At 74.7% G+C, this 23,519-nt stretch carries 17 protein-coding genes and 1 tRNA gene; 14 read left to right on the top strand and 4 right to left on the bottom strand.

What is annotated here, in order from left to right:
• Positions 1-171 precede the first annotated feature (171 nt).
• Positions 172-714 carry a hypothetical protein gene (locus ACZ4EF_RS15315; protein WP_355336930.1) on the top strand — a complete coding sequence of 181 codons (543 nt, stop codon included), beginning with the start codon at positions 172-174 and terminating at the stop codon, positions 712-714.
• Positions 715-748: 34 nt separating this feature from the next.
• Here ACZ4EF_RS15315 and ACZ4EF_RS15310 read toward each other — a convergent pair whose 3' ends face one another.
• Positions 749-1,618 carry a spermidine synthase gene (locus ACZ4EF_RS15310; RefSeq protein WP_391117173.1) on the bottom strand — a complete coding sequence of 290 codons (870 nt, stop codon included), beginning with the start codon at positions 1,616-1,618 and terminating at the stop codon, positions 749-751.
• A gap of 85 nt (positions 1,619-1,703) precedes the next feature.
• Positions 1,704-2,171 carry a hypothetical protein gene (locus tag ACZ4EF_RS15305; protein WP_391117175.1) on the bottom strand — a complete coding sequence of 156 codons (468 nt, stop codon included), beginning with the start codon at positions 2,169-2,171 and terminating at the stop codon, positions 1,704-1,706.
• 219 nt (positions 2,172-2,390) lie between these two features.
• On the opposite strand from ACZ4EF_RS15305, the gene ACZ4EF_RS15300 reads away from it, so the two are divergent.
• From ACZ4EF_RS15300 to ACZ4EF_RS15285, 4 genes are all read left to right on the top strand, one after another.
• A complete protein-coding gene (locus ACZ4EF_RS15300) occupies positions 2,391-3,782 on the top strand; it encodes a tetratricopeptide repeat protein (protein ID WP_467504815.1) in 1,392 nt (463 codons plus the stop codon).
• An 843-nt stretch (positions 3,783-4,625) separates the two neighbouring features.
• A complete protein-coding gene (locus ACZ4EF_RS15295) occupies positions 4,626-6,611 on the top strand; it encodes an ATP-binding protein (protein ID WP_467504813.1) in 1,986 nt (661 codons plus the stop codon).
• A complete protein-coding gene (locus ACZ4EF_RS15290) occupies positions 6,608-7,252 on the top strand; it encodes a response regulator (protein ID WP_467504811.1) in 645 nt (214 codons plus the stop codon). Before ACZ4EF_RS15295 ends, ACZ4EF_RS15290 begins: the two co-directional genes overlap by 4 nt.
• Positions 7,253-7,533: 281 nt before the next feature.
• A complete protein-coding gene (locus ACZ4EF_RS15285) occupies positions 7,534-8,817 on the top strand; it encodes an alpha/beta hydrolase (RefSeq protein WP_467504809.1) in 1,284 nt (427 codons plus the stop codon).
• Positions 8,818-8,881: 64 nt separating this feature from the next.
• Here the strand turns inward: ACZ4EF_RS15285 and ACZ4EF_RS15280 are convergent, their stop codons facing one another.
• Both ACZ4EF_RS15280 and ACZ4EF_RS15275 read right to left on the bottom strand, forming a co-directional pair.
• Positions 8,882-9,475 carry a histidine phosphatase family protein gene (locus ACZ4EF_RS15280; RefSeq protein WP_391047011.1) on the bottom strand — a complete coding sequence of 198 codons (594 nt, stop codon included), beginning with the start codon at positions 9,473-9,475 and terminating at the stop codon, positions 8,882-8,884.
• Positions 9,476-9,561: 86 nt separating this feature from the next.
• Positions 9,562-10,251 carry a TetR/AcrR family transcriptional regulator gene (locus ACZ4EF_RS15275; protein WP_355343253.1) on the bottom strand — a complete coding sequence of 230 codons (690 nt, stop codon included), beginning with the start codon at positions 10,249-10,251 and terminating at the stop codon, positions 9,562-9,564.
• 325 nt (positions 10,252-10,576) lie between these two features.
• Between ACZ4EF_RS15275 and ACZ4EF_RS15270 the strand changes: the two genes are divergently transcribed.
• The 9 genes from ACZ4EF_RS15270 to lysX all read left to right on the top strand — a co-directional run bounded on the left by ACZ4EF_RS15270 (position 10,577) and on the right by lysX (position 23,405).
• Positions 10,577-11,659, top strand: a complete 1,083-nt coding sequence (locus ACZ4EF_RS15270) for a phosphatase PAP2 family protein (protein WP_467346955.1) — start codon at positions 10,577-10,579, stop codon at positions 11,657-11,659.
• Positions 11,660-11,680: 21 nt separating this feature from the next.
• Entirely contained in the window at positions 11,681-12,883 is a 1,203-nt protein-coding gene (locus tag ACZ4EF_RS15265) for a hypothetical protein (protein ID WP_467504806.1), read from the top strand.
• Entirely contained in the window at positions 12,874-14,532 is a 1,659-nt protein-coding gene (locus ACZ4EF_RS15260) for a hypothetical protein (protein ID WP_467504804.1), read from the top strand. Before ACZ4EF_RS15265 ends, ACZ4EF_RS15260 begins: the two co-directional genes overlap by 10 nt.
• A gap of 110 nt (positions 14,533-14,642) precedes the next feature.
• Positions 14,643-15,923, top strand: a complete 1,281-nt coding sequence (locus ACZ4EF_RS15255) for an AAA domain-containing protein (protein WP_402713197.1) — start codon at positions 14,643-14,645, stop codon at positions 15,921-15,923.
• Between the two features lie 81 nt (positions 15,924-16,004).
• Positions 16,005-16,382 (top strand): hypothetical protein, encoded by a 378-nt coding sequence (locus ACZ4EF_RS15250; RefSeq protein WP_355343241.1) that lies wholly within the window; start codon positions 16,005-16,007, stop codon positions 16,380-16,382.
• Positions 16,383-16,630: 248 nt separating this feature from the next.
• A complete protein-coding gene (locus ACZ4EF_RS15245) occupies positions 16,631-17,239 on the top strand; it encodes a bifunctional DNA primase/polymerase (protein ID WP_467346952.1) in 609 nt (202 codons plus the stop codon).
• Positions 17,240-17,294: 55 nt separating this feature from the next.
• A tRNA-Lys gene (locus ACZ4EF_RS15240) sits at positions 17,295-17,368 on the top strand.
• 44 nt (positions 17,369-17,412) lie between these two features.
• A complete protein-coding gene (locus ACZ4EF_RS15235; protein WP_467504802.1) occupies positions 17,413-20,025 on the top strand; it encodes a phosphatidylglycerol lysyltransferase domain-containing protein in 2,613 nt (870 codons plus the stop codon).
• 86 nt (positions 20,026-20,111) lie between these two features.
• A complete protein-coding gene (lysX, locus tag ACZ4EF_RS15230; RefSeq protein WP_467504800.1) occupies positions 20,112-23,405 on the top strand; it encodes a bifunctional lysylphosphatidylglycerol synthetase/lysine--tRNA ligase LysX in 3,294 nt (1,097 codons plus the stop codon).
• The last annotated feature ends 114 nt before the right edge of the window (positions 23,406-23,519 follow it).

Here is a 23,519-nt window from a genome sequence, read left to right as displayed (position 1 = left end):
GGCGCATCGGACGCGCGGCGGGGCGGGCGGCCTCGCGGACGGCGGTGCTTCGGCCAGCCGCTGGGCACGGTGCCGAATCCGGTGTTGAGCCGGACGCTGAGCCGGGCGTTGAGGCGGACGCTGAGCCGGGCGTTCCGGTACGTGTTCCGGGCGGCGGGCGGGTGCGGCAGTATGGCGCGCGTGCACAGAGGACTGTTCCATGTCGGCGCCTGGGCGCTGGCGACCGCGGCGGCCGTGACCTTGTCGTGGTTCGGCGTGCACTCGGTGCTGCGCACGGCGTACGACCCGCCGCGCGCCCTGCCGATCTCGGACGGGGACCCGCCGGTCGTGTCCTCCACGCACCGCCCGAAGCCGACGCCGCCCGCGACGCCGACCGCCACGCACACCAGGGCGACAGCCCCGCCCCCGGTCACCGGCAAGGCCAAGGTGCCGCCGAAGACGCCGCCGGGCACACCGAAGGCGACCGCCACGGCGAGCGGCGACACCGGCCATGTGCACAGCTACACCGTGGAGGGCGGCCGGGTCGCCCTCGACCTGGGCCCCGACTCGGCGTCGCTGGTCTCCGCGACGCCCAATCCGGGCTGGCAGATGCAGGTCTGGACGCAGGACGGCTGGCTGCGGGTGACCTTCACCGAGACCTCCGGCAGCGGCTCGTCCTCCGTCTTCTGCACCTGGAACGGCCACGCGCCGACGGTCCAGGCCTTCGAGGACTGACGCCCGGCCCGCCGCTACGGGGCAGGCCGCGGGCTTACGTGAAGACGCCGGGCGGTGGCGCCGGGGAGTCGGCGGCCGTGGCGTCCGTGACGACGGGCGCGCCGCCCGCGAAGTCCGCCAGCTCGCGGCCGTGTTCGACCCGGCCGGGGTGCGGGTCGGTGGCGACCCTGCGGGTCAGTTCGGCGACCGGCAGCGGGTGGTCGGCGGCGTAGAGGATGAGATTGCCGAATCTCTTGCCGCGCAGCACGGCGGGGTCCGCGGCCAGGCAGACCTCGGCGAAGGCGGCCCGTACGGTGGCGATCTGCGCGCGCAGGAAGTCCAGCCGCCCGCCGTCGGCGAGGTTGGCGGCGTAGTGCCCGTCGGGCCGCAGCACCCGGCGGACCTCGGTGAGGAATTCGGCGCTGGTGAGGTGGGCGGGGGTGCGGGCGCCGCCGAAGACGTCGGCGATGACCAGGTCGGCCCAGCCGTCGGGCAGTTTGGCCAGTCCCGCGCGGGCGTCGCCGCCGCGTACCTTGATCCGCCAGCCGCGGTCCCAGGGCAGTTCGGCGCGGACCAACTCGACCAGCGCGGTGTCCAGTTCCACGACCTGCTGGGTGGAGCGCGGCCGGGTGTGCGCGGTGTAGCGGGCCAGCGTGAGGGCGCCCCCGCCCAGGTGCAGGACCTGCAACGGGCGGCCGGGCGGCGCGGCCAGGTCGATCAGGTGGCCGAGCCTGCGCTGGTAGGAGAAGTCCAGGTGCGCGGGGTCCGCGAGGTCCACATGCGACTGCGGGGCGCCGTCGATCAGCAGCGTCCAGCCGCCGGGGCGCGCCCGGTCGGGCACGAGCGCGGCGAGTCCGCCGCCCACCTGTGCCTCGACCGTGTCCGGGGTACGCGCCCTGCCGCCGCTCTGCCGCTTGCCTGCCATCCCCCGATTATCGGGGACGGCCGGCGGCCGGGCGGGTCAGGGGCGGGGAGGCCGGAGGGGCCGTGCGTGATCCGCTGGACAGGCCCTAGCGGTACCCCGGGGTCGCGTCCGCGGTCCGCAGGGCCGACTCGGCCGGGCGGTGGTGGTCCGCGGAGGGGCAGAAGCCGTCGGCCAGCTCGATGGTGCGGGCCGCCATGCCGAGGGCCGCGCGCAGTACGGCCGGGTCGGTGACGACCGTGTCGGTGTGCGGCGGCACCAGCCAGCCGGTGTCCTCGACGGGCGGCTCGTCACCGATGACCAGACCGCGGCCGTCGGTGCTGGTACACGAGCTGCCGGGGACGTCCCAGCAGTCCGCGGTGCCGGGCGGGACGAGGAAGCCGAGGCTGTGCCCGGAGTTGTCGTGCAGTACGGGACCGACTCCGCTGCTCAGCCGCAGGATGTCGACCGCTTCCAGACCCTGCCTGGTCGGCACGGTGACCAGGTCGCACGGCGGCGGCAGTTGGCTGCTCTCCGTGCTCGGACCCGACGTGTGTGACCCGCTGGTGTCCAACAAGGCAACTCTCCTCACGCTCACGATGGGATCGGCACCACACCCGTATCAACGCGCCCCGGCGTCAACGGCTACGCGTGAATGACGCCGTAAGGGGTGGCGTTTCATGGCGGATAGCGCGTGAGATATCCGTTTTGTAGGCAAATTGAGTATTTCGCGGGCACGATTCCCCGGTACGGTCGTCCCCGCCGCCGAGCGGCACCGTCCGTCCGGGAGTCCGTCATGACGTCGTTCCCCCTGCCCCCTCTCCCCCGCGCCACCGGGTCGTCCGCCGCCGCGTCCGCTTCCCCGTACACGCCCAACACCGCCTTCCGTCAGTTGCGCGGCGACCGGTCGCCGGGCGAATTCGCGGCGGCGGTACGGCGCGCCGCCCGCGAGATCGGCGAGCACGTGAGCTGCGACGCGCGGTACATCGGGCGGCTGGAGAGCGGGGAGATCCGCTGCCCCAACTACGCCTACCAGCGGGTCTTCCGCCATCTGTTCCCCGACCTGACCTCGGCGGACATGGGCTTCGCGCCCCGCCGGGCGGTACGGGGCCGCGCCCGCCGCTCCCCCGAGTCCGGCGCCGCCGCCGGTCCGCCCGCCCTCTCCGTCCTGCCCTCCCCCACCGGCCCCACCAGCCCTACCAGCCCCACCGGCCCTACCGGCCCCACGGCTTCCGCCGGCCTTCCCGATCCGACGTACGAGGAGAGCGACGTGCTGCGTCGCGCATTCATGACCGGCGGCTCCGCCGCCCTCGCCAGCACGCTGGTGCCCGCGCAGGGCGGCCGGGACCGAGGCCGTACGACCGGCCGCGCCGGTTCCTCCGAGGTACGCGCCGTCCACGAGTCCGTCCGGCAGATCCGGCTGCACGACGACCGGCACGGCGCCGACGGCCTCTACGACGACGCCGGGGACGCCCTGCGCACGGCCTACCGGCTCCTGGACGAGAGCAGCCACGGGCCCGCCGTCGCCGCCGGGCTCGCCTCCGGCGCCGGTGAACTGGCCATCTCCGTCGGCTGGTTGGCCCACGACTCCGGGCGGCTCACCGAGGCCCGCTCGTACTACGCCGAGGCGCTGGCCACCGCCCGGATGGCCGGGGACTCCGCCTTGGAGGCCCACGCCTTCTGCAACACCGCCTTCCTCGCCCGCGACGCCGGGCGCCCCCGCGAGGCCGTCCGCGCCGCCCAGGCCGCCCAGCTCCTCGCCCGCTTCTTCGGCTCCCCCCGGCTGCTCTCCCTGCTCGCCCTGCGCGAGGCCGGGGGACGCGCCGGGCTCGGCGACCGGCGCGGCTGCGAACTCGCCCTCTCCCGCGCCCACTCCCTCTTCGCCTCCGGCCCGCGCGACGCCGACCCCGCCTGGATGACGTTCTTCGGCGAAGCCGAACTCTCCGGCCTCGCCGCCCAGGCATGGTCCGCCCTCGGCGCCCACTCCCGCGCCGCTGCCGCCGCCCGCGAGGCCGTGCGCCTCCAGGACCCGCACTTCACCCGGAACATCGCCCTGTACGAGGCCGAACTCGCCCTCAATCTGGCCGCGTCCGGCCAGCCCGAGGAGGCCCAGGCGGCGCGCTCGCGCGCGCTGCGCCTCCTCGGACAGGTCCGCTCCTCCCGCATCCGCGCGATGCTGGTGGCGTAGCACGCGGCACCTCAGCGGACCCGGTCGTAGACGAGGGACAGCGTCCCGTGCTCGCCTGCCGCCCGCCTGGCCGCTAGCCCTCTTGCCCTTTGTCTTTGCCCGCCCGCCCACCCGTGCGGGTGTTTTGTCGTCTGCGGGTGCCGCTTGTGCCTGGGTCGGTGCCGGTCCGGGGCACCTCCTCGAAATGCGGCTACCTGGCCCCGCGTATCCGGCACCCTTCTTGTCACCGCATTTCTGCGGGGGCGCCCCGGCCCGTCCCCTCCCGGTACGTCGGCGTCCGACGGTCCGGTGGGGGTTGCCGGGGAGGTTAGGGGGCCTTTTTCGGCGGGCCGCCCTGCGCCGGTGCCCCCTCCCAGCAAGCCGCAAGACCTCGGCCCTCCCCCAAGCACCCAACACCACCCCTGCCCACCCCGCCGGACAGTCGGGCGCGCAGGACCCGGGCTCCCACCCACCCCCTCCACCACCACCACAGCGGACCGTCAGCCGCCGACGTACCCGGCCCCACCCACCCCCTCCCGGCCACCCCCACCGGCAGGCGGACGCCGACGCACCCGAACCCACCCACCCCCCTCCCGGCCACCCCCACCGGCAGGCGGACGCCGACGAGCGAGGAGGGGACGGGCCGGGGTGCCCCCGCAGAAATACGTTGACGGCCGGGTACCGGATTCGCGAAGGCCAGGTGATACGGATTTCGAGGAGGTGCCCCGGCCCGGCACCGACCCAGGCACAAGCGGCACCCGCAGACGAAGAAAACACCCGCACGGGTGGGCGGGCGGGAAAAGGAAGCAGGACAACGAAGGGCGGAGGCGGGTTCGTTAGGGTGCGGGAAGGGGGTGAGGGGCGGTGGACGGTGGAACCGTCGCAGGAGTCGCCGCGTCCACCGCGGCGCTGCTGACGCTGCACCTGCTCGCCAGCCACCGCACCGCCGGCCTCGCCGCCGCCGCCGCGGCCGGCGCCGTCGCGATGGCCACCGCCACCGCCGCCGCGGCCGGCCTGAGGCCGTGGAACGTCGCGGGCACCGCCCTCGTGGCGGCAGGCGCCGCGGCCGTCGCGTGGGCACTGGGCCGCTCGCGGAAACGCAGGCGCGCCGAGCGCTCGGCCCTGGCCGCGTACCGTACCGGCGCACCCCAGATCCCCCGCTTCGCGGCCCTCGCGGAACGCGACCGGCTCGCGGTCGAGTTGCACGACGTGGCCGCCCAGCGCCTGACGGCGATCGTGGTCTCCGCCGCGGCGGCGCACCGCCTCGCCGACCCCGAGCGCACGGCGGCCGCGCTGCGCCACGCGGGCACCGCCGCCCGCCAGGCGATCGCGGAACTCGACGTCCTCACCGACCACGAGGACGAAAGGGCGGCGGACCTCGACGCCGTCGCGGCCCTCGCCGCCGAGGCCGGCGCCCAGTACGAGTGCACCGCCGCGGCGGTCCCCGCGCCGACCGCCGCCCTCGCGTACCGCGTCGTGCGCGAGGCCCTGACCAACGCGGCGCGCTACGCCCGCGGTTCGGCGATCCGTATCGCCGTCGAGGCCGCCCCCGGCGTGGTCACGGTCACGGTCGGCGACAGCGGCGGCACGGCGCTCGAACCCCGCCTCGGCACGGGCCACGGCCTGGCCGGTCTGCGGACGACCGTGGCCGCCGCCGGGGGCACGCTCCGTTACGGTCCGGACGGCCCCGGCTGGACGGTGCGGGCCGAACTCCCGGTCGCACAAGCCGCGTCCGGCCGGACGCCCGGCGGGACACCCGACCGCCGCCGCCCCCTGTGGCGGGGACCCACCGCGCTCGACTGGGCGCTGGTCGTCCTGGCCGTCGCGCTGTCGCTCGGCGCGAGCCTGCTCTCGGACGACGTGCCCGACTCGTTTCGCGGGCTGCTGCCGAGCGTGCCGGTGGTGGTGCTGTCCGGGCTGCACGCGGTGCCGTTGGGGTGGCGGTCGCGGGCGCCGGGGGCGGGGCTGGTGGCGGTGCTGTCGGCGCTGGTGCTGTGGTGGGGGTGCGACAGGGCCGGGTGGACCCGGCCGCCGGTCAGTGACATTTTCCTGGTCTATTGGTGGGTCGAGCTGACGTTCGTCTTCAGCGCGGGCGCGTATCTGGCGGTGCGGCGCGGGCTGATGGCGCCGGTGGCGGTGGCCGTGACCGGCGGTCTCGCGCTGGCCAGCGCGGACGGCATCACCGGCAGCAGGACGGCGGCCTGGGCGGCGCTGACCGGGCTGCTGGCGGTGCCGTCGTTCGCGCTGTGGTGGCTGGGTCTGGCCACCGCCCGGCGGCGGGAGCGGCGCGGGGCGGTGGCGGCGCGGGGGCGGGAACGGCTCGAACGGGACGCCGACGCCGCCGTACGCGACCAGCGCCGCCTGATCGCGGCGGGCCTGCTGCGTACCGCCCGGCAATACGCGGCGAATGTGGCGGACGCGGCCGACGCGGGACGGCTCGACACCGTTCTCGACGAGGCGCGCGCGGCCCTGGGCGCGCTCCGCGAACTCCTGCGTGACCTGCGCGGCCGGGACGGCGTGAGCACTCCGCCGCCCACGGTGGCGGGGATCGCCGCGCTGGCGGGCCGGTACGGCGCGACCGTCCGCTACCGGGGGCCGCACCGGGCGGTGACCGTCGTCGTGGGGGTGGCCGCGTACCGGGTCGCGGCGCTGCTGCTCGCCGAGGGCGTGACCCTCACCGTGCTGCGCCTGGACGCGGGTGTCGAACTCACCGCGCCGCCGCCCGGCGGCCCCGGCGCCCTGCGCCGGGTACGGGCGGTTGCCGACGCGGTGGGCGGTACGCTCACCAGGACCGACGACGACGCGGTGCGCGTGTGGCTGCCGGAGGTGTTCCCATCACGATCAGGGTGACGGTCGCCGACGACCAGGCGGTCGTACGCGCGGGCATCGCGGCGATCGTCGACGCGGAGCCCGGCCTGTCGGTCGTCGGCCAGGCCGACGACGGGGAGTCGGCGGTGGCGCTCGCCCTCGAACTGCGCCCGGACGTCACGCTGATGGACATCAGGATGCCCGGCACCGGCGGTCTGGCCGCCACGGCCCGGATCGTCGCGGGCGCCCCCGCCACCCGTGTCATCGTGCTCACCAGCTTCGACCTCGACGAGTACGTGTTCGCCGCGCTGCGCGCCGGGGCCGTCGGCTTCCTGCTCAAGGACGCCGAGCCGGAACGGGTCGTGGACGCCGTGCGGGTGGTGGCCGGCGGGGCCGCCCTGCTCGACCCCGCGGTGACCGGACGGCTGATCGAGCGGTACGCCGCCGGGCCCGTCCCCGCCGACCCGGCGCGGCTGGCGCGCCTCACCCCGCGCGAGACCGAGGTCCTGCGGCACGTGGCGCGCGGCCTGGCCAACGCCGAGATCGCCGCCGTCCTGGGCATCAGCCCGGCCACCGTCAAGGACCATGTCGCCGTGGTCCTCGGCAAGCTGGGCGTACGCGACCGGGTCCAGGCGACGATCGCCGCGTACGAGACGGGTCTGGTCCGCCCCGGAGCCGGCTGAATCCGCGACCCCCGCCCCCCGTACGAGACAGATCTGCCCCGCCCCGGAGCCGGCTGAATCCGCCGCCCCCCGCCCCCGTACGAGACAGGTCTGACCCGCCCCGGAGCCGGCTGAATCCGCCGCCCCGCCCCCCGTACGAGACAGATCTGAGCCGCCGCGCCCGGTCGGGCCCCCCGCCGCGCGGCGGGGGTCGGGACCCCGCCGACCAGCGGATTTCGCCGGACGCCGGTCGTCCGGGCGCACGACGACCGGGTGACCCGCGCGTACCTAGCCTCGGCGACATGGCACTGAGACTTCCCCCGCTTCCCGCGCTTCCCCCGCTCGCCCGCCGCATATTCGGCGGCGTCCTCCTCGTCGTCACCGTGGCGCTGACGCCCGTCACCGCGACGGCCGGTTTCTTCGCGGCGGCGTTCGCGACCGCGAATGTCCCGTTGCTCGCCCTGTGCGGCCTGGTGGTCGCCGCGGGGACGGCCGCGGCGCTCGGCCGAGGGGCGTTCGCCCTGCTCGGCAAGGGCGGCCTGCGGGCGACCTGCGTCCTCACCGGCGTCCTGCTCCTCGGCGTCTGCGCGCTCGCCGCCGGTACGGTCTTCCGCCCGATGCCGACCTCCGCCTCGGCCCCGGTCCCGGCGGACGTCAGATTCTGGAATCTGCCGACCGGTTCACGGATCGCCTATGTGCACGCACCCGCCGTCGGCACTCCGAGGCCGACCCCGGTCGTCTTCCTGCACGGCGGCCCCGGCACCCCGTCGGAGGGCATCCCCACCGGCGGCCGGGAGTTGGCCGCGGACGGCTTCGACGTCTACGCGTACGACCAGGTGGGCGCCGGACGCTCCACCCGGCTCTCCGACGTCACCGGGTACACGGTGGCGCGCCAGGTCGCGGACCTCGACGCGATCCGCCGCACGATCGGGGCGGACCGGATCATCGTCGTCGGCCAGTCGTGGGGCGGTTCGCTGGCCGCCCAGTACCTGCTGGCGCACGGCACGCACGTCGCCAAGGCCGTGTTCACCTCGCCCGGCGCGCTGTGGGGCCACGAATTCCCCGGCTCCGCGGCGGGGGACCCCTGGGACCACCTGACACCGGCCCAGCGGGCGGCCCGTGACCGGCTGGACAGCAAGCCGCGGCTGATCGCCGCCAGTCTGCTGCTCCAGATCAACGCGCGCGCCGCCCACGCCCTGGTGGGCGACGGCGAACTCGACCACTGGATGCACGAGGTGGCCCTGCTCGGCAAGGACACCACCTCCTGCGCGGACGCCGCGGCCTCGGAGGCGCACGCCAACCCCCAGGGCTTCTACAGCAACCAGATGACCGTCAAGGACTTCGAGCAGCTCCCCGACCCGCGCCCGAGGCTGCGCGCGATCCGCGTTCCGTCCCTGGTCATGCGGGGAAGCTGCGACTTCATCAAGCCCGCCGTGACCGAGGAGTACCGGCAGACCCTCCCGGACTCCCGCCTCGTGCGCGTCAAGGACGCGGGCCACGCCATCTCCCACGACCAGCCCGCCCTCTACACCGCCCTCCTGCGGTCCTTCCTCCTGGACCGCCCCCTGCCGACGCCCGCCTCCTGAGCCGAGGACGCGGAGGGGACGGCGCGGGGACGGCGCGGGGCGCGGTCAGGGCGCGGTCAAAGCCTCACGCCAAGTGACCGGTGTCGTTCCACCGTTCGATCGCCGGGGCGCCGTAGGCCCAGCCGAGGATGGACAGGGAGGCGGGGTCGAGGCGGAGGGCGCCGGCGAAGGACGGGGCGAGGTCGAGCCAGCGGGCCCCGAGGACGCGCAGGAAGTGCCCGTGGGCGAAGACGAGGACGTCGCGCTCGGCGGACCGCGCCCAGGAGACGACCTGGTCGGCGCGCGCGGCGACCTCGGCCAGCGCCTCGCCGCCCGGCACGCCGTCGCGCCAGATGGTGAAGCCGGGCCGCAGGTCCTGGAGCTGGGCGGGCGTCAGGCCCTCGTAGTCGCCGTAGTCCCACTCGACCAGCGCGTCCCACTCCTTGGCGGCGCCGCCGAAACCGGTGAGGTCACAGGTCTCGGCGGCCCGCAGCAGCGGACTCGTGCGGACCTCGACGTCGGGAAGTCCGTTCCAGGGCCCGCGCGCGAGCCGCTCCCCGAGGATCCGGGCGGTGCGCCGCCCCTCCTCGGTGAGGGGGATGTCGGTACGGCCGGTGTGCCGCCCGGACAGGGACCATTCCGTCTGGCCGTGTCTGACCAGAAGAATGCGCGGAGCCATGCGGCGGTGCCTTTCCTAGGAAACGGGCCCCCATCATCGCTCACGGCCCCGCCGTCCCCGCCCTCACGGCCCCGCCGTCCCCGCCCTCAGAGCCCCTGGCCGCCGCCGAGCAGACCCTCCAGCAGCCCTTCGAGGCCGAATTCGTACTGCGCGGACCCCTGGTCCTGGGCGCAGAGGAGTTCGGGCGCGAGGCTGACGAGGGCGGGGTAGACGTCGGGCGGCAGGGCGTCGATCTTGGCGCGGACCCGGTCGCGTACCCCGTCCTCGCACAGGGCGCGGGCCCGCCGGGTGTTCCACAGGGCGGAGCCGACGGTGTACTGCATGAGGGCCACGTGCGCGTGGGCCGCGTCGGCGCGGCCGAGCCCGGCGCGCCTGAGCAGGTCGAGCATGCGGTCGATGACGGCTATGGCGTCGTCGCCGCGCAGCGGCCTGATGGTGAGGAGCTGGAGCGCGGAGGGGTGCTCGGTGAAGAGCCCGTAGACGCCGCGGCAGACCTCCCGCAGCTCACCTCGCGGGTCGCCCGTGCCGGTGGGCGGAAGCTCTATCGTGTCCATCAGACGCTGTGCCACGGCGTCGCTGATCTCGTCCTTGCCCCGGAAGTGGGAGTAGACCGCCATGGTGCCGACGCCGAGTTCCTGGGCGAGCGCGCGCATGGTGAACGCCTCGGCGCCCTCGCGGTCGAGGAGGGTGATCGCGGCGTCGAGGATACGGTCGGGGTTGAGCGAGTTGCGGGGAGCACGGCGCCGTGGGGAGCGGACCGGCTGGGTGACGGACATCCGATTCTCTTGTTTCTCGTACTCAGTCGTACTTCAGTCGTACAACAGTCACGCTGGGGTGCCTCGTGCGACGGGGTACGCCGAGGCCGGAACGTCGCCAACACGTCGAGGAATACGCCGAGGAAGGCAACCCGGAGAGCGGACCGGGCGTCCTCGACTGCACATACCCCTGCTACGGAACGTTGAACACCGTACGATGTCGGAGTTTCTTCCGTAGTTCTGGGCCGGTGTACGTGGCGTTTAGCGTACGTCGTACGGTAGAGGGTACGCGCCAAGACCATGACCGCCCGCCCGCGGCCTTCGGAGAACCTGGAGAGACGCCCGCATGACGATCACCGCCACCGCGCCGCGCGCCGCCGCCTACCGGGGGAAGCTGCGCTGGTGGACCGAGCTGCCGCTCATCGCGGTGATTTACGCGCTCTACTCCGGCGCCCGCCTGCTGGTCAGGGGGGATGTGGACGACGCCGTCGAACACGGCGCGGACATCCTGCACTTCGAGCAGCTCCTGCACATCGATCCGGAGCGCTGGTTCAACAAGCTCTTCACGCAGCACGCCTTCCTGGGCGTGCCCGCGGACTTCGCGTACGCGTCGCTGCACTATGTGGTGACGCCGAGCATCCTGATCTGGCTGTGGCGCCGCCGCCCGACGCACTACCGGGTGGCGCGCACGTGGCTGATGATCTCGACGCTGATCGGTCTGGTCGGCTTCACCGTGGCGCCCACCGCGCCGCCGCGGCTGATCGGCGGCGGGCACGGCTTCATCGACACGATGGCGCAGTACGGCTCCTACGGCTGGTGGGGCACCGACGCGAGCGCGCCGCGCGGTATGGGACATCTCACCAACCAGTACGCGGCGATGCCCAGCCTCCACGTGGGCTGGTCGCTGTGGTGCGGGATCATCCTGTGGCGCTACGGGCGGAACAGGGTGGTGCGCACCCTGGGCGTGCTCTACCCGGTGACGACGGCGTGTGTCGTGATGGGCACCGCCAACCACTATCTGCTGGACGCGGTGGCCGGTGTCGCCGTGATGGGCCTGGGCTATCTGCTGGCGAAGCCCGCGCTGCGGGTCGCCGACCGGCTGCTGGCGCGCGTGAAGGAAGCCCTGGGCAGGCCGACGGCCGAGGAGACGGAGCCGGTGTCCGGTGCGTCGTCCGCGGTGGTCACCGCGCACGTCGCCAATACCGCGCAGGTCTCCAACGGCACGCACGTGTCCAACGGCACGCAGGTGTCCAACGGCACGCATGCCACGGGTGTCAGCGGTGTCGCCGCGAGCATTCCGGCGCCCGGCGGCGGCGCCTCCGTACCGAAGCCGCGGACCGTGTCCGTACCGCCCGGCGCGGACGGGCCGGACGACGCCGACGACCCGCGTGCGGCGGGCGAACACGCCGGACAGAGCCGGATGTCGTAGCCGAGTGCCACACTTTCGCGGGTGAGCACTACGCACCACCACCACTCGCTGCGGGAACGGCTGGCCGCGCTGCGCGGCCCCGACACCGCGCCACGGCCGCTCGACGCACGGGCGCTGGCCGCGCTGGCCGCCAACCCCGGGTGCCGCCGCCGCGCGCTGCTGGACGCCGCCGGGGTCGACAAGGGCGCGGTCGCCGAAGTGCTGGGCGCGCCCGCCCGGTTCGGCCAGTCCCGCTTCGCCTTCTCGCGCGGCCACGCCTTCGAGGCCCGCGTCAAACGGGACGGCTGCGCCGAGTTGCTGCGGCTGCTGGGCGCGGCGGAGACGGCGGCGGGGATTCCGGAGTCCGCCGAGGTCCCCGATCTGTCGGCGGCGGGGCCCGAGGGCCGGGCGGCCCGTACGCGGCTGGCGCTCGCCGAGGCACCGGCCGGTTCCTGGACGCTGCTCGACCATCCGCTGCTGGCCCTCGAGGTCGCGGGGTCGCTGGCGTATCTGGAGCCGGACGCGGTGGCGGTGCGGCCCGACGGGTCCTGGACGGTGGTGGAGATCAAGTCCTTCCCGATCCTGGACGGCGGCGCGGACGCGCTGAAGGTCGGCGCGGCGGCCCGGCAGTCCGCGGTGTACGTGCTCGCGCTCGACGAGGTGGCGGCCGGCCGGACCCGGCCCGACGTCCTGCTGGTCTGCCCGAAGGACTTCTCGAATCTGCCGACCGCCGAGTGGGTCGACGTCCGCAAGCAGCTCTCGGTCACCCGGCGGCAGTTGGCCCGGCTGACCCGGATCGAGGAGATCGCGGCGGCCCTCCCCGAGGGCACCACCTTCGACCTGCGGTACGGCGCGGACGGCAGTACGCCGACCCGCCCGCGGATCGACCTGACCGCCGCCGTGGACGCGGTGCCCGCCGCGTACGCGCCCGAGTGCCTGTCGACCTGCGAGCTGGCGTACCACTGCCGTGACCGGTCGCGGGCGGACGGCTGCGTGGAGTCGCTCGGCCGCAGTCTGCGCGGCGAGCTGGGCACCCTGACGACGGTGGAGGCGGTGCTGTCGGCCGCGCACGGTGAGGCCGGTGACCCGGCCGACCCGGCGGTGGCGGCGCTGCGCAGGGCGGCGGCCCTGCGGGCCGAGGCGCTGTCCGCCCGGGAAGAGGCACCCGCGCTGCCCGCCCAGGCGGCCGTACGGGACCAGGCAGCGGACGACGCCGCCGTACGGGACGGTGCCGCATGTCGTTGATGAACACGCTCGCGCGGGCCGAGGCCGTCGCGACGGGCCGGGCCGTGCCCGCGGCGACCGTACGCCACCGGCACCTGGCCGAACGGCCGCTGGTGCTGGTGCCGTTGACGACGGCCGGTGAGGCGGGCGCGCCGCTGGGCGCGATGGTGGGCACGGACCGGGCGGCGCCCGAGCTGCTCGTGGTGCCGCAGCCGCTGGACCGGGAGCTGCGCTTCGGCTTCTTCGCCGGACTCGCGGGCGCCGTACTGCCGTTGATGGACGCGTACGCGGACGACGTCGAGGTGGAGCCCGCGACCCGCAACCGCGTGGGGGCACCTCCCAGCCGCCGGGCTGGGGGAGAGTCGGAGGTCTGCGCGGACGCGCCGCAGATCGTGGTGCCGAACAGCGCGGCGCTGGAGTACGTCCGCCTGCTCGGCCGGTCCACGCGCTTCCTGCGGACGGTCGAGGACCCGGACGCGCCGCACCCCGTCCCGGTGCCGGTGCCGCTGCTCGGCCGCTGGCTGACGCATTACGGGGAGCGGGCGCGTACGCCGGGCAGCGCGCTGCTGGTGGCCATGACGGAGCTGCTGACCCGGCACTGGGCGACCGGGCAGAGCTCGATGGAGGACCAGCACCTGGGCGGCCTGCTCGGCTGGATCGACCCGCCGGACGGGCTGGACGGGGCGGTCGCCGCCGAGCGCGCGCAGACCGACCGCGCCGCCGACGGGCTGCTGCTGAGCCCGCCCGCGGGTCCCGCGACCGACCCGGTCTTCGACAACCGTGTGCTGGCCCCCGCGATGGCCCGCTACGACGCGGCGCGTACGGCGGCGGAGGCCGACCCGGCCGGGGCCGCCGCGGAGCTGGCCGCGGCCGAGGCGGAGGTACGGCGGCTGGTCGGCTCCCAGCTCCGGCCGACCTGGGACGACGTGTGGCGCGGCCTCGACCTGCTGCGGGCGCTGCCCGAGGGCGCGCATGTGGCCGACCGGTGGAAGCGCGACCGCTGGTCGTTCACCGGGCACCGCGACCGGCTGCGCGCGGGTGAGCCGCCGCAGCCCAAGCGGGACGGCGCCATCGCCGCCGCGCAGAAGCTCGCGGGCCGCGAGACGGCCCAGGCGCGGGTCTCCGCGCAGGAGGCGCTGGACGACCCCCTGACGATGGCGGCCAGGCGGCTGGCGGGCGAGGCGTTCGCGGGCGAGGTCATCGGCGTCGAGATGACGTACTCCGAGGGCAAGCGGCCCATGCCCCGCCCCCTCCTGACCATCCGCACCCACGACCTCCCCCAGGCCGAGCCCGGCACCAAGGCGTACCGCTCCGTGCCGGGTGCCAAGTCCGCGCAGAGCGCCGAAGTGGTCTCGGTGGCCCCGGACGGCAGCGTCGCCACCGCGCCGGACGGCGGTCCTGCGACCGGGCCGGAAGGCCGGTTCGTGGTGGTGGTGCGGCTCACCGGGGGGATGGGGAGCGGGCGGACGCCGAAGGAGGGGTCGGTGCCGGGGGCCGGTGACCGGGTGGACTTCACCTTCTTCGAGCACGATCCGCGCGGCGGCCCCGGGCTGCCGGAGCCGGAGCAGACACCGTGGACGCACGGCGGCCCGCCCGACGCCGGGACGCCGCCCGGCACACCGCCGACCGCTGACCCGCCCGACACCGTGACCGCGGAGGACTACCTGTGACGCAGCCCGTGCGAGCCGACGGCCCGGACACGGACGGACACGTACCGGAGAGGTGGGACAGAAAGGACGGGTTCGACGCGGGGAGGGCCGCCGCCGAGGCGACGGCCGCGATCCTGGAGAGCACGCTGCACGGCACCGCCCGCGGGGTCGTGGTCGACTCGCCGCCCGGCGCGGGCAAGTCGACGCTCGTGGTGCGCGCGGCACGCGAACTGGCGGCGGCGGGCGAGTCGTTGATGATCGTCGCGCAGACCAACGCGCAGGTCGACGACCTCGCGGACCGGCTCGCCACCGCTGAGCCCGACCTGCCGGTGGGCCGGCTGCACGGCGCCGAGTCGCCGCCCGACAAGGCGCTCGACCGGCACCCGGCGCTGATGAAGTCCAGTTCTGTGGCGGATCTGCGGGCCTGCGAGGTGGTGATCGCGACCGCGGCGAAGTGGGCGTACGTGAAGGACACCGAGCCGTGGCGGCACGCCATCGTGGACGAGGCGTACCAGATGCGGTCGGACGCGCTGCTGCAAGTGGCGGGGCTCTTCGAGCGGGCGCTGTTCGTGGGCGACCCCGGGCAGTTGGACCCGTTCAGCGTGGTCGGCGCGGAGCAGTGGGCGGGGCTGAGCTACGACCCGTCGGCGAGCGCGGTGGTGACGCTGCTCGCGCACAATCCGGGGCTGCCGCAGCACCGGCTGCCGGTGTCCTGGCGGCTGCCCGCGTCGGCGGCGCCCCTGGTGTCGCGCGCCTTCTACCCGTACACCCCGTTCAGGAGCGGTACGGACCACGGCGACCGGCGGCTGGTGTTCGGGGTGCCGGGCGACGGCGGCGGGCCCGACCGTGTCCTGGACGAGGCGGCGGCCAGCGGCTGGGGGCTGCTGGAGCTGCCCGCCCGGCACACCCCGCGCACCGACCCTGAGGCGGTACGCGCGGTGGCCGCGGTGGTGCGGCGGCTGCTGGACCGCGGGGGTCTGACGTACTCCGCGCCCGATCCCGATCCGGCGGCGCTGACCGCGGACCGGATCGCGGTCGGCACCGCGCACCGGGACCAGGCGGCGGCGGTGCGCGCCGCGCTGGCCGACGTCGGCGTCGCCGGGGTCACGGTGGACACCGCGAACCGTCTCCAGGGCCGCGAGTTCGACGTGACCGTGGTGCTGCACCCGCTGTCCGGCCGCCCCGACGCCACGGCGTTCCATCTGGAGACCGGGCGGCTGTGCGTGCTGGCCTCCCGGCACCGGCACGCGTGCATCGTGGTGTGCCGCGCGGGCGTGGCCGAACTCCTCGACGAGCACCCGTCCTCCGAGCCGGTCCAGCTCGGTGTCACGGTCAAGTTCCCCGACGGCTGGGAGGCCAACCACGCGGTCCTGGCGCACCTCGCGGAACACCGGGTGAGCTGGCGGCCGTGAGCGCGGTCGCTCACCCGAATGGAGGGGGTCTTGCGTGGGCGCGGGACAATGGTGTGCGTGATCGATTCCGGAGGTAGCCGTATGTCAGAGCCGCAGTCGGCTCAGAACGCGCAGGGCGGTGGGTCGCGGGAGGCGGCGCCGCGGCCCAGGCGGCCCGCGTCGCTGAGCTTCGAGCCTGCCGCGACGGTGGAGGATCCGGAGCACTTCTTCGACCTGGAGTCGATGGACGATCCGGGGCGGATGCTGGCGCGGGCGACGGAGCTGGCGACGGCTTTCCGTACGGCCGCCGACCGGGCCACGGACTTCCAGGCGATAGCCGCCGCGCAGCTCACCGATCCGCGCCGCTTCGACCGGTTGACGTACGCGGGCCTGGCCGAGCGCGCGGGGTGGACCGAGGACTACGCGAAGCGGATGGTCGAGTACGGCGAGGGCCTGATCGCGGGCGGCGGCGCACCCTAGGGGGCCTGTCCGCGGGCGGCGGCGCCCCCTAGGACGTGTCCGCGGGCGCTTCCGGCTCCCCTGGCGGCTGCCGTGACTGTCACGCCGCCGGGGGCCGCCGCAACCGTGCCCCGCATATGCGTCGCGGCAAGGTACCCCCTCTCCCACCCTCCTGTCCCGAATTCGTCCGATTGCGCCGACCGCGCCGGAAGCGGCCGGTACCTGTAGATGCCATGGACGAATGGCAAGGGACCGGAAGCATCGCGGCCGTGACGCATGCCGTCACCGAGGTCGTCACCGAAGCCCAGCGGCGTCGGCACACGTCGTACGTCACCCCGGAGGGCGCCGAGTGGCTGGCCTCGGCCAGCGCCTTCCCGCGCAGCGTGCGGGCGCTGTGGTCGGCCCGTCCGACGGCGCCGAGCGTGCTGCCGTGCGGTACGGCGTTCGACGTGGTGAACCTGTCGGCGCTGTTCGGCCGCAGACTCCTGGAGCAGTTATGGGCGTCGGGCCCCGGCAGCGGCCCGGTGGCCGTGCACCGCGGGCGGCTGCTGCTGCTCGTCGCGCCGGGTACGGCGCAGCGGCTGCCGTACCTGCTGGACTGGGAGGAGTGGGGCCAGGCGGTGCCGCCGATGCTCTGTCACGGCAGCGGCGACGCGGTGACCGTACCGCCGCTGTACGCGCCGCTGGACGGCGCCGAGGCCGGCCAGGACTCCGGTTGCGATCCGGGGGCAGGGCTGTCCCGCTGGCTGGTGGCGCCCGACACCCGGCACCCCTGGCTGCCGGGCGCGGACGTGGTCCTCTGGGCGTGCGTGCGGGCGGCCAGGTCGGCGCCCGCGAAGACCGTTCCCGCCCTGGTCAGCACCCCTGGAACGGCCTGAGTCATATCGATTTCCGCTCCCCGTGGCCGGATGCTAAGGTCTACGACGTCGGCAGGCGCCGCTAGCTCAGTTGGTTAGAGCAGCTGACTCTTAATCAGCGGGTCCGGGGTTCGAGTCCCTGGCGGCGCACAGACGGTCGAAGGCCCCTCGCGGAAGCGGGGGGCCTTCTTCGTATGAACGTCCAGGCATGCGGACGCGCCGTCCGGGTGGCCGACGGCCCGCACCACGACGACCCTGGAGCCATGGTGGACTGGCTGGCCGACGCGTACCGGACGCGGATCGCGGACACCGGCCGTGAGCCGCTCTTCCTGCTGCTGGTCGGACTGATCGGCTCCTTCCTGTTCATCCGGTTCAGCGTGCGGATGATCCGGCGCGGGGTGAAGTGGTGGCCGGGCAATGTGCAGCCCGGCGGCCTGCACATCCACCATGTGGTGTTCGGCCAGGCGATGATGCTGATCGGCGGCATCGGGTCGTTCGCCGTACGCGGCGGCCCGGCGGTGCACGACGTGCTCGCGCTGGTCTTCGGGATCGGCTGCGGCCTGGTGCTGGACGAGTTCGCGCTGGTGCTGCACCTGAAGGACGTCTACTGGAGCGAGCAGGGCCGCCAGTCGGTCGACGCGGTGATCCTCGCGGTGTCGGTGATCGGACTGCTGCTGATCGGCCAGGCCCCGCTGGGCGGATTCGTCGTCGGGGAGTCGTACCAGCAGTATCTGAGCGCCGGGGTGCTGATCGGCTTCGTGGTGGTGTGCCTGTCCAAGGGCAAGGTCTGGACGGGGCTGCTCGGGGTGATGGTGCCGGTGCTGGCGATCGTCGGCGCGCTGCGGCTGGCCCGCCCGGCCAGTCCGTGGGCGCGCTGGCGGTACACCTCCCGGCCGCGCCGGATGGCCAGGGCCGAGCGGCGCGAGGACCGGATCCACCGGCGGATGGTCGCGATGAAGACGGCCGTGATGGACGCGGTGGCGGGCGCGCCGCTGCCGTCGGCGACGCCCGCGCGCAAGCCCGCGCGGCGGCCGACGATCGTGGAGCTGCCGCCGTCCAGGATCGAGACGCTGCTGGCCCGCGTGCTGCGGCCGTTGCGGCAGCCGGGTGCGGCCTTCACCGTCTGGTATCTGCGGGTGGTGTGCGCGGTCAACGCGGTGACCGGGGTGATCGCGCCGTTCCGCGACCGGGTGCGGGCCGCCTCGAACGGCGAGTTCTTCACCGCCTTCCTGGTCAGCCCCGGTTTCACCGGCGCGGTGCTCGCGCTGGTGCTGTCGGTGAGCCTGCGCCGCCGCAAGCGGGCCGCCTGGATCGTCACGACCGTGCTGACCGGCGGATACACACTGCTGTGCCTGGCCGGTGTGGCGGCGCTGCCGGTGACGCGCGGGCATCCGTTCAACTGGGTGTCGCTGGGGGTGACCGGGCTGGTGCTGTTCGCGCTGCTGGTGTCCAGGACGGTGTTCAACGTGCGCGGCGAGCGGGGCAATGTGACGCTGGGGCTGACGACCTTCGTCGTCGGCGGCGCGGTGGCGATCGGCCTGGGCACGCTGCTGGTGCACGCGACGGACGAGCTGCCGCCGCGCCAGTGGGGGGCCAGTACGCGGTACACGCTGGTGCGGGTGCTGACGGTGTCCGGTCTCTTCGACCTGCCCGAGATCCGGGTGCCCGGCTGGACGGACCTGGCGATCAACGTCCTGAGCGTCGCGCTGATGCTGCTCATCCTGCTCGCCTTCTTCCGCTCGCCGCGCGGCCGGGACCGGCTGCTGCCCGCGGACGAGCGGCGGCTGCGGGCGCTGCTGCGGGTGTACGGGCGGCGCGACTCGCTCGGCTACTTCGCGCTGCGCCGCGACAAGGCGGTGTCCTGGACCCCGGAGCGGGACGCGGCCGTCCTCTACCGCGTGGTGAACGGGGTCGCGCTCGCCTCCGGTGACCTCGTCGGCGACCGGGCGGCCTGGCCGCGGGCCGTCGACCACTGGCTGGACACGGCGCGGCGGCACGCCTGGGTCCCGGCCGTCACCAGCGCGGGGCCCGCGGCGGCCGTGGTGTACGAGGCGGCCGGTTTCCGCGCGCTGCCGTCCGGTGACGAGGCGGTGGTGGAGGCGGCCTCCTTCGCCGCCGTCTTCGCCGATACGGGCTCCGCCGAGCTGAGCGCGCTGCGGCAGGCGCACGGGGTGCTCGGCGGCGCGGGCTACTCGGTGGTGCTGCGCAGGCACCGGGAGATCGCCCCGGACGAACTGCGGCGGCTGGCGCATCTGGCCGACAGGTGGCGGCGGCACCCCGCCGAGCGCGGCTTCTCCGTGGCGCTCGGGCGGCTCGGTGACGCGGCCGACGGGGACTGTCTCCTGGCGGAGTGCCTCGATCCGCACGGGCGGACCTGCGCGATGGTCACGTTCGTGCCGTGGGGGCCCGACGGGCTCACCCTCGACCTCATCCGGCGCGACCGGGAGTCCGGGCGGGCCCCGGTGGATTTCCTCCTCACCGAGGTGCTGCTGCGCGCCGCAGCCGGTAGGGCTCCGCTGGGCGCGGTCACCCGCGTGTCCCTCAACTTCACCGCCTTCCGCGGCGCCCTGTCCTCGCGGCTGCGCCGCGCCCCGCTGCGGCTTCTCGCCCGCCTCGGGCAGGTCGCCGCCCGCGAGCGGGGCTACGCGGCGTTCGCGCCGCGCTGGCAGGCCCGCTATGTGCTCTTCGAGCGGAGAGCCGACCTTCCGCGGGTGGCTGCCGCCAATGCCATCGCCGAAGGGTTCCTCACCGGACCCCGTCTCCGCCACCGCGGCACCCTCCTCACCCCTGAGGACGGTGCTCCCTAGCCCGGAGCCGTACGCCTGGAGAGGCGCGTCCCGCCGGGTTGGGGAAAGCTGAAGGCGCCAGGTGCGTGGGAGGAGAGGCGGAGCCGATGCCCGGGAAGGTGGCGTGGGGGCGGGTGGCGCCCAGAATTCCGGGCTGGTTCGGAGAATTCTTCGGGATTCTGGCCCTGTTCTGCGCCACCCTGGCCGTCGTCTCCCCGCTGCGGCCCCTGCTGGACCCGGTGCGCCGGTGGGTGGAGATCCTGACGGTGCCGGCGTCGCCGAATCTGGCGTACGCGGCGTTCCTGGTGCTGCTGGGCGGCGCGATGGCGGCCCGCAAACGGGTGGCGTACTGGATCGTGGCGGTCTTCCTCGGTCTGACCGTGGTGGCGAATCTGGTGCTGATCGCGGTGCGCGACTGGAGCGCGATCCCGGCGCTGCTGATCACGGGCACGGTGCTGGGCGCGGTGATCGCCGCGCGGGGCGAGTTCTCGGCGCGGGTGCGCAAGGGGGCGTTCTGGCGGGCGCTGCTGGTGCTGGTGTGCGGGCTGGCGATCGGGGTGCTGCTGGGGTGGGGGCTGCTGACGCTGTTCCCGGGGACGCTGGAGGGCGGGAACCGGCTGCGGTGGGCGGTCAACAAGGTGGTCGGCGGAGTGAACGACCTGCCCGACATCGGCAGGCCGCCGTACTGGACGAATTTCTGGCTCGGCCTGTTCGGCGCGGCGGCCCTGCTGTGCGCGGCGGCGGCGCTGTTCAGGTCGCAGCGGATGGAGGCGGCGCTGCGGGGGGACGACGAGGACCGTATCCGGGCGCTGCTGGCGCGGTACGGGGACAAGGACTCGTTGGGCTACTTCGCGACGCGGCGCGACAAGTCGGTGGTGTTCTCGCCGAGCGGCAAGTCCGCGGTGACGTTCCGGGTGGAGGTGGGGGTCTGTCTGGCCAGCGGTGATCCGCTGGGCGACCCGGAGGCGTGGGGTCCGGCGATCGACGCGTGGCTGGCGCACGCGGGGGCGTACGGCTGGGTGCCGGCGGTGATGGGCGCGGGCGAGGAGGGCGCGAAGGCGTACGCGCGGGCGGGGCTCGGCGCGCTGGAGCTGGGCGACGAGGCGATTCTCGACGTGACGGACTTCGACCTGGCGGGCCGCGAGATGCGCGGTATCCGGCAGGCGGTGCACCGGGTGCGGCGGACCGGGGCGACCACCCGCATCCGGCGGCACCACGACCTGTCGCCCGAGGAGCTGCGGGAGGTCGAACGGCTGGCGGACGCCTGGCGGGACACCGACACCGAGCGCGGCTTCTCGATGGCGCTGGGGCGGCTCGGCGACCCGGCGGACGGCGAGTGCCTGCTGGTGGAGGCGCTGGACGACAAGGGGCGGGTGACCGCGCTGCTGTCGTTCGTGCCGTGGGGGCACGACGGGGTGTCGCTCGACGTGATGCGGCGGGACCGTACGGCGCCCAACGGGATCATGGAGTTCATGGTCACCGAGCTGGCCGCGGGCGCGGGCGCGCTGGGTGTCCGGCGGGTCTCGCTGAACTTCGCGGTGTTCAGGTCCGCTTTCGAGGAGGGCGCCCGGATCGGCGCGGGGCCCGTCCTGCGGATGTGGCGGCGGCTGTTGCTGTTCTTCTCCCGCTGGTGGCAGCTGGAGGCGATGTACCGCTCGAACGTGAAGTACCAGCCGCACTGGTACCCGCGGTACCTGTGTTACGCCGACGGCAAGGACATGGCCAGGATCGGCCTGGCCTCGGGCATCGCCGAGGGTTTCGTGGAACTCCCGAGCCTGCGCTTCCGGCGCCGCCGCCGGTCCGCGGCGGGCGGTACGGGAGCGGGCGCGGTGGGCGGTACGGCGGTGGCCGGTGCGACGGCGGGCGTGGTGGGCGGTACGGCGGCGGGGATGACGACGGCGAGCGTGACGGCCGCCGCGGCCGAGCGCGGCCGTCACGCCCCCGCGGACCCGCACGGCCCCGCCGAGCAGGTCCGTGTGCGCCTGGCCAAGGTCGAGGGGATGCGGCGCGACGGCGTCGACCCGTATCCGGTGAGCGCGGGGCCGACGCACACGCTGGCGGTGGCGCGTACGGCGGGGGCGGGCAGCGCGGTGGCGGTCGCGGGCCGGGTGCTGCGGGTGCGCGACCACGGCGGGGTCGTCTTCGTGACGCTGCGGGACTGGTCGGGCGACCTCCAGATCATGCTGACCAGGGATCGTCTCGGACGGGACGGTCTGCGGGAGTTCGAGTCGGGCGTGGACCTCGGCGACCTGCTCCGGGTCGAGGGGGCGATGACGGTCAGCCGCGGCGGTGAGCCGACCGCGGAGGCGTACTCCTGGACGCTGACCGGCAAGTGCCTGCACCCGCTGCCGGACAAGCGCCGCGGCCTGACCGACCCGGAGGCGCGGGTGCGGCAGCGCTATTTGGCGCTGGTGGTCTCCCCCGAGGCGCGGTCCCTGCTCACCGCCCGCAGCGCGGCCGTCGGCGCGGTCCGTACGACGCTGGCCGACCGCGGCTTCCTGGAGGTCGAGACGCCGATGCTCCAGCCGGTGCACGGCGGCGCGAACGCCCGCCCGTTCACCACGCACATCAACGCCTACGACCTCGACCTGTATCTGCGGATCGCGCCCGAGCTGTATCTGAAGCGGCTGTGCGTCGGCGGGGTGGAGCGGGTCTTCGAGCTGGGCAGGACCTTCCGCAACGAGGGCGTGTCGTACAAGCACAACCCCGAGTTCACGATGCTGGAGGCGTATCAGGCGTTCGCGGACTACGACGTGATGCTCGGTCTGGCGCGGGAGCTGATCCAGGCGGCGGCCGTCGCGGCGAACGGCGGCCAGACCGCCCGGCGGCCGGACGGCGCGGAGGTCGACCTGTCGGGGCGGTGGCCGGTGCGGACGGTGTTCGGGGCGATCTCGCTGGCGCTGGGCGAGGAGGTCGACGCGGGGACGCCGCTGGCGCGGCTGCGCGCGCTGTGCGACCGGGCGGGGGTGCCGTACGGCCCGGAGGACGGCCCGGCCGACGTGGCGCTGGAGATGTACGAGCGGCTGGTGGAGGAGCGCACCACCACGCCGTGCTTCTACAAGGACTTCCCGGCCGAGGTCTCGCCGCTGACCAGGCAGCACCGCACCGATCCGCGGCTGGCCGAGCGCTGGGACCTGGTCGCGTACGGCACGGAGCTGGGCACGGCGTACACCGAGCTGACCGATCCGGTGGAGCAGCGGGCCCGGCTGACCCGGCAGTCGCTGCTGGCGGCGGGCGGCGACCCGGAGGCGATGGAGCTGGACGAGGACTTCCTGACGGCGCTGGAGTACGCGATGCCGCCGACCGGCGGGCTGGGGATCGGGGTGGACCGGCTGGTGATGTTCCTCACGGGGCGGACGATCCGTGAGACGCTGCCTTTCCCGTTGGTACGTCGCCGCTGACCGTGCCGCGCGGCGGGTCGCGGGGGGTGCGCGGCCGGATTCGCGGGGGCGCGGGGCGGGTTCCCCGGGGCCGGGCGCGGGGCGGGGGGCCTTGCATCACCCGTTCGGAGCATG

It is taken from the genome of Streptomyces sp. NPDC025721, assembly GCF_055558595.1.
This window is presented reverse-complemented; position numbering and strand designations above follow the sequence as displayed.

Coding starts and splice junctions, on each gene's coding strand:
- ACZ4EF_RS15315 (WP_355336930.1), top strand. CDS start 172: ATGGCGCGCGTGCACAGAGGACTGTTCCATGTCGGCGCCTGGGCGCTG.
- ACZ4EF_RS15310 (WP_391117173.1), bottom strand. CDS start 1,618: ATGGCAGGCAAGCGGCAGAGCGGCGGCAGGGCGCGTACCCCGGACACG.
- ACZ4EF_RS15300 (WP_467504815.1), top strand. CDS start 2,391: ATGACGTCGTTCCCCCTGCCCCCTCTCCCCCGCGCCACCGGGTCGTCC.
- ACZ4EF_RS15285 (WP_467504809.1), top strand. CDS start 7,534: ATGGCACTGAGACTTCCCCCGCTTCCCGCGCTTCCCCCGCTCGCCCGC.
- ACZ4EF_RS15280 (WP_391047011.1), bottom strand. CDS start 9,475: ATGGCTCCGCGCATTCTTCTGGTCAGACACGGCCAGACGGAATGGTCC.
- ACZ4EF_RS15275 (WP_355343253.1), bottom strand. CDS start 10,251: ATGTCCGTCACCCAGCCGGTCCGCTCCCCACGGCGCCGTGCTCCCCGC.
- ACZ4EF_RS15270 (WP_467346955.1), top strand. CDS start 10,577: ATGACGATCACCGCCACCGCGCCGCGCGCCGCCGCCTACCGGGGGAAG.
- ACZ4EF_RS15260 (WP_467504804.1), top strand. CDS start 12,874: ATGTCGTTGATGAACACGCTCGCGCGGGCCGAGGCCGTCGCGACGGGC.
- ACZ4EF_RS15250 (WP_355343241.1), top strand. CDS start 16,005: ATGTCAGAGCCGCAGTCGGCTCAGAACGCGCAGGGCGGTGGGTCGCGG.
- ACZ4EF_RS15235 (WP_467504802.1), top strand. CDS start 17,413: ATGAACGTCCAGGCATGCGGACGCGCCGTCCGGGTGGCCGACGGCCCG.
- lysX (WP_467504800.1), top strand. CDS start 20,112: ATGCCCGGGAAGGTGGCGTGGGGGCGGGTGGCGCCCAGAATTCCGGGC.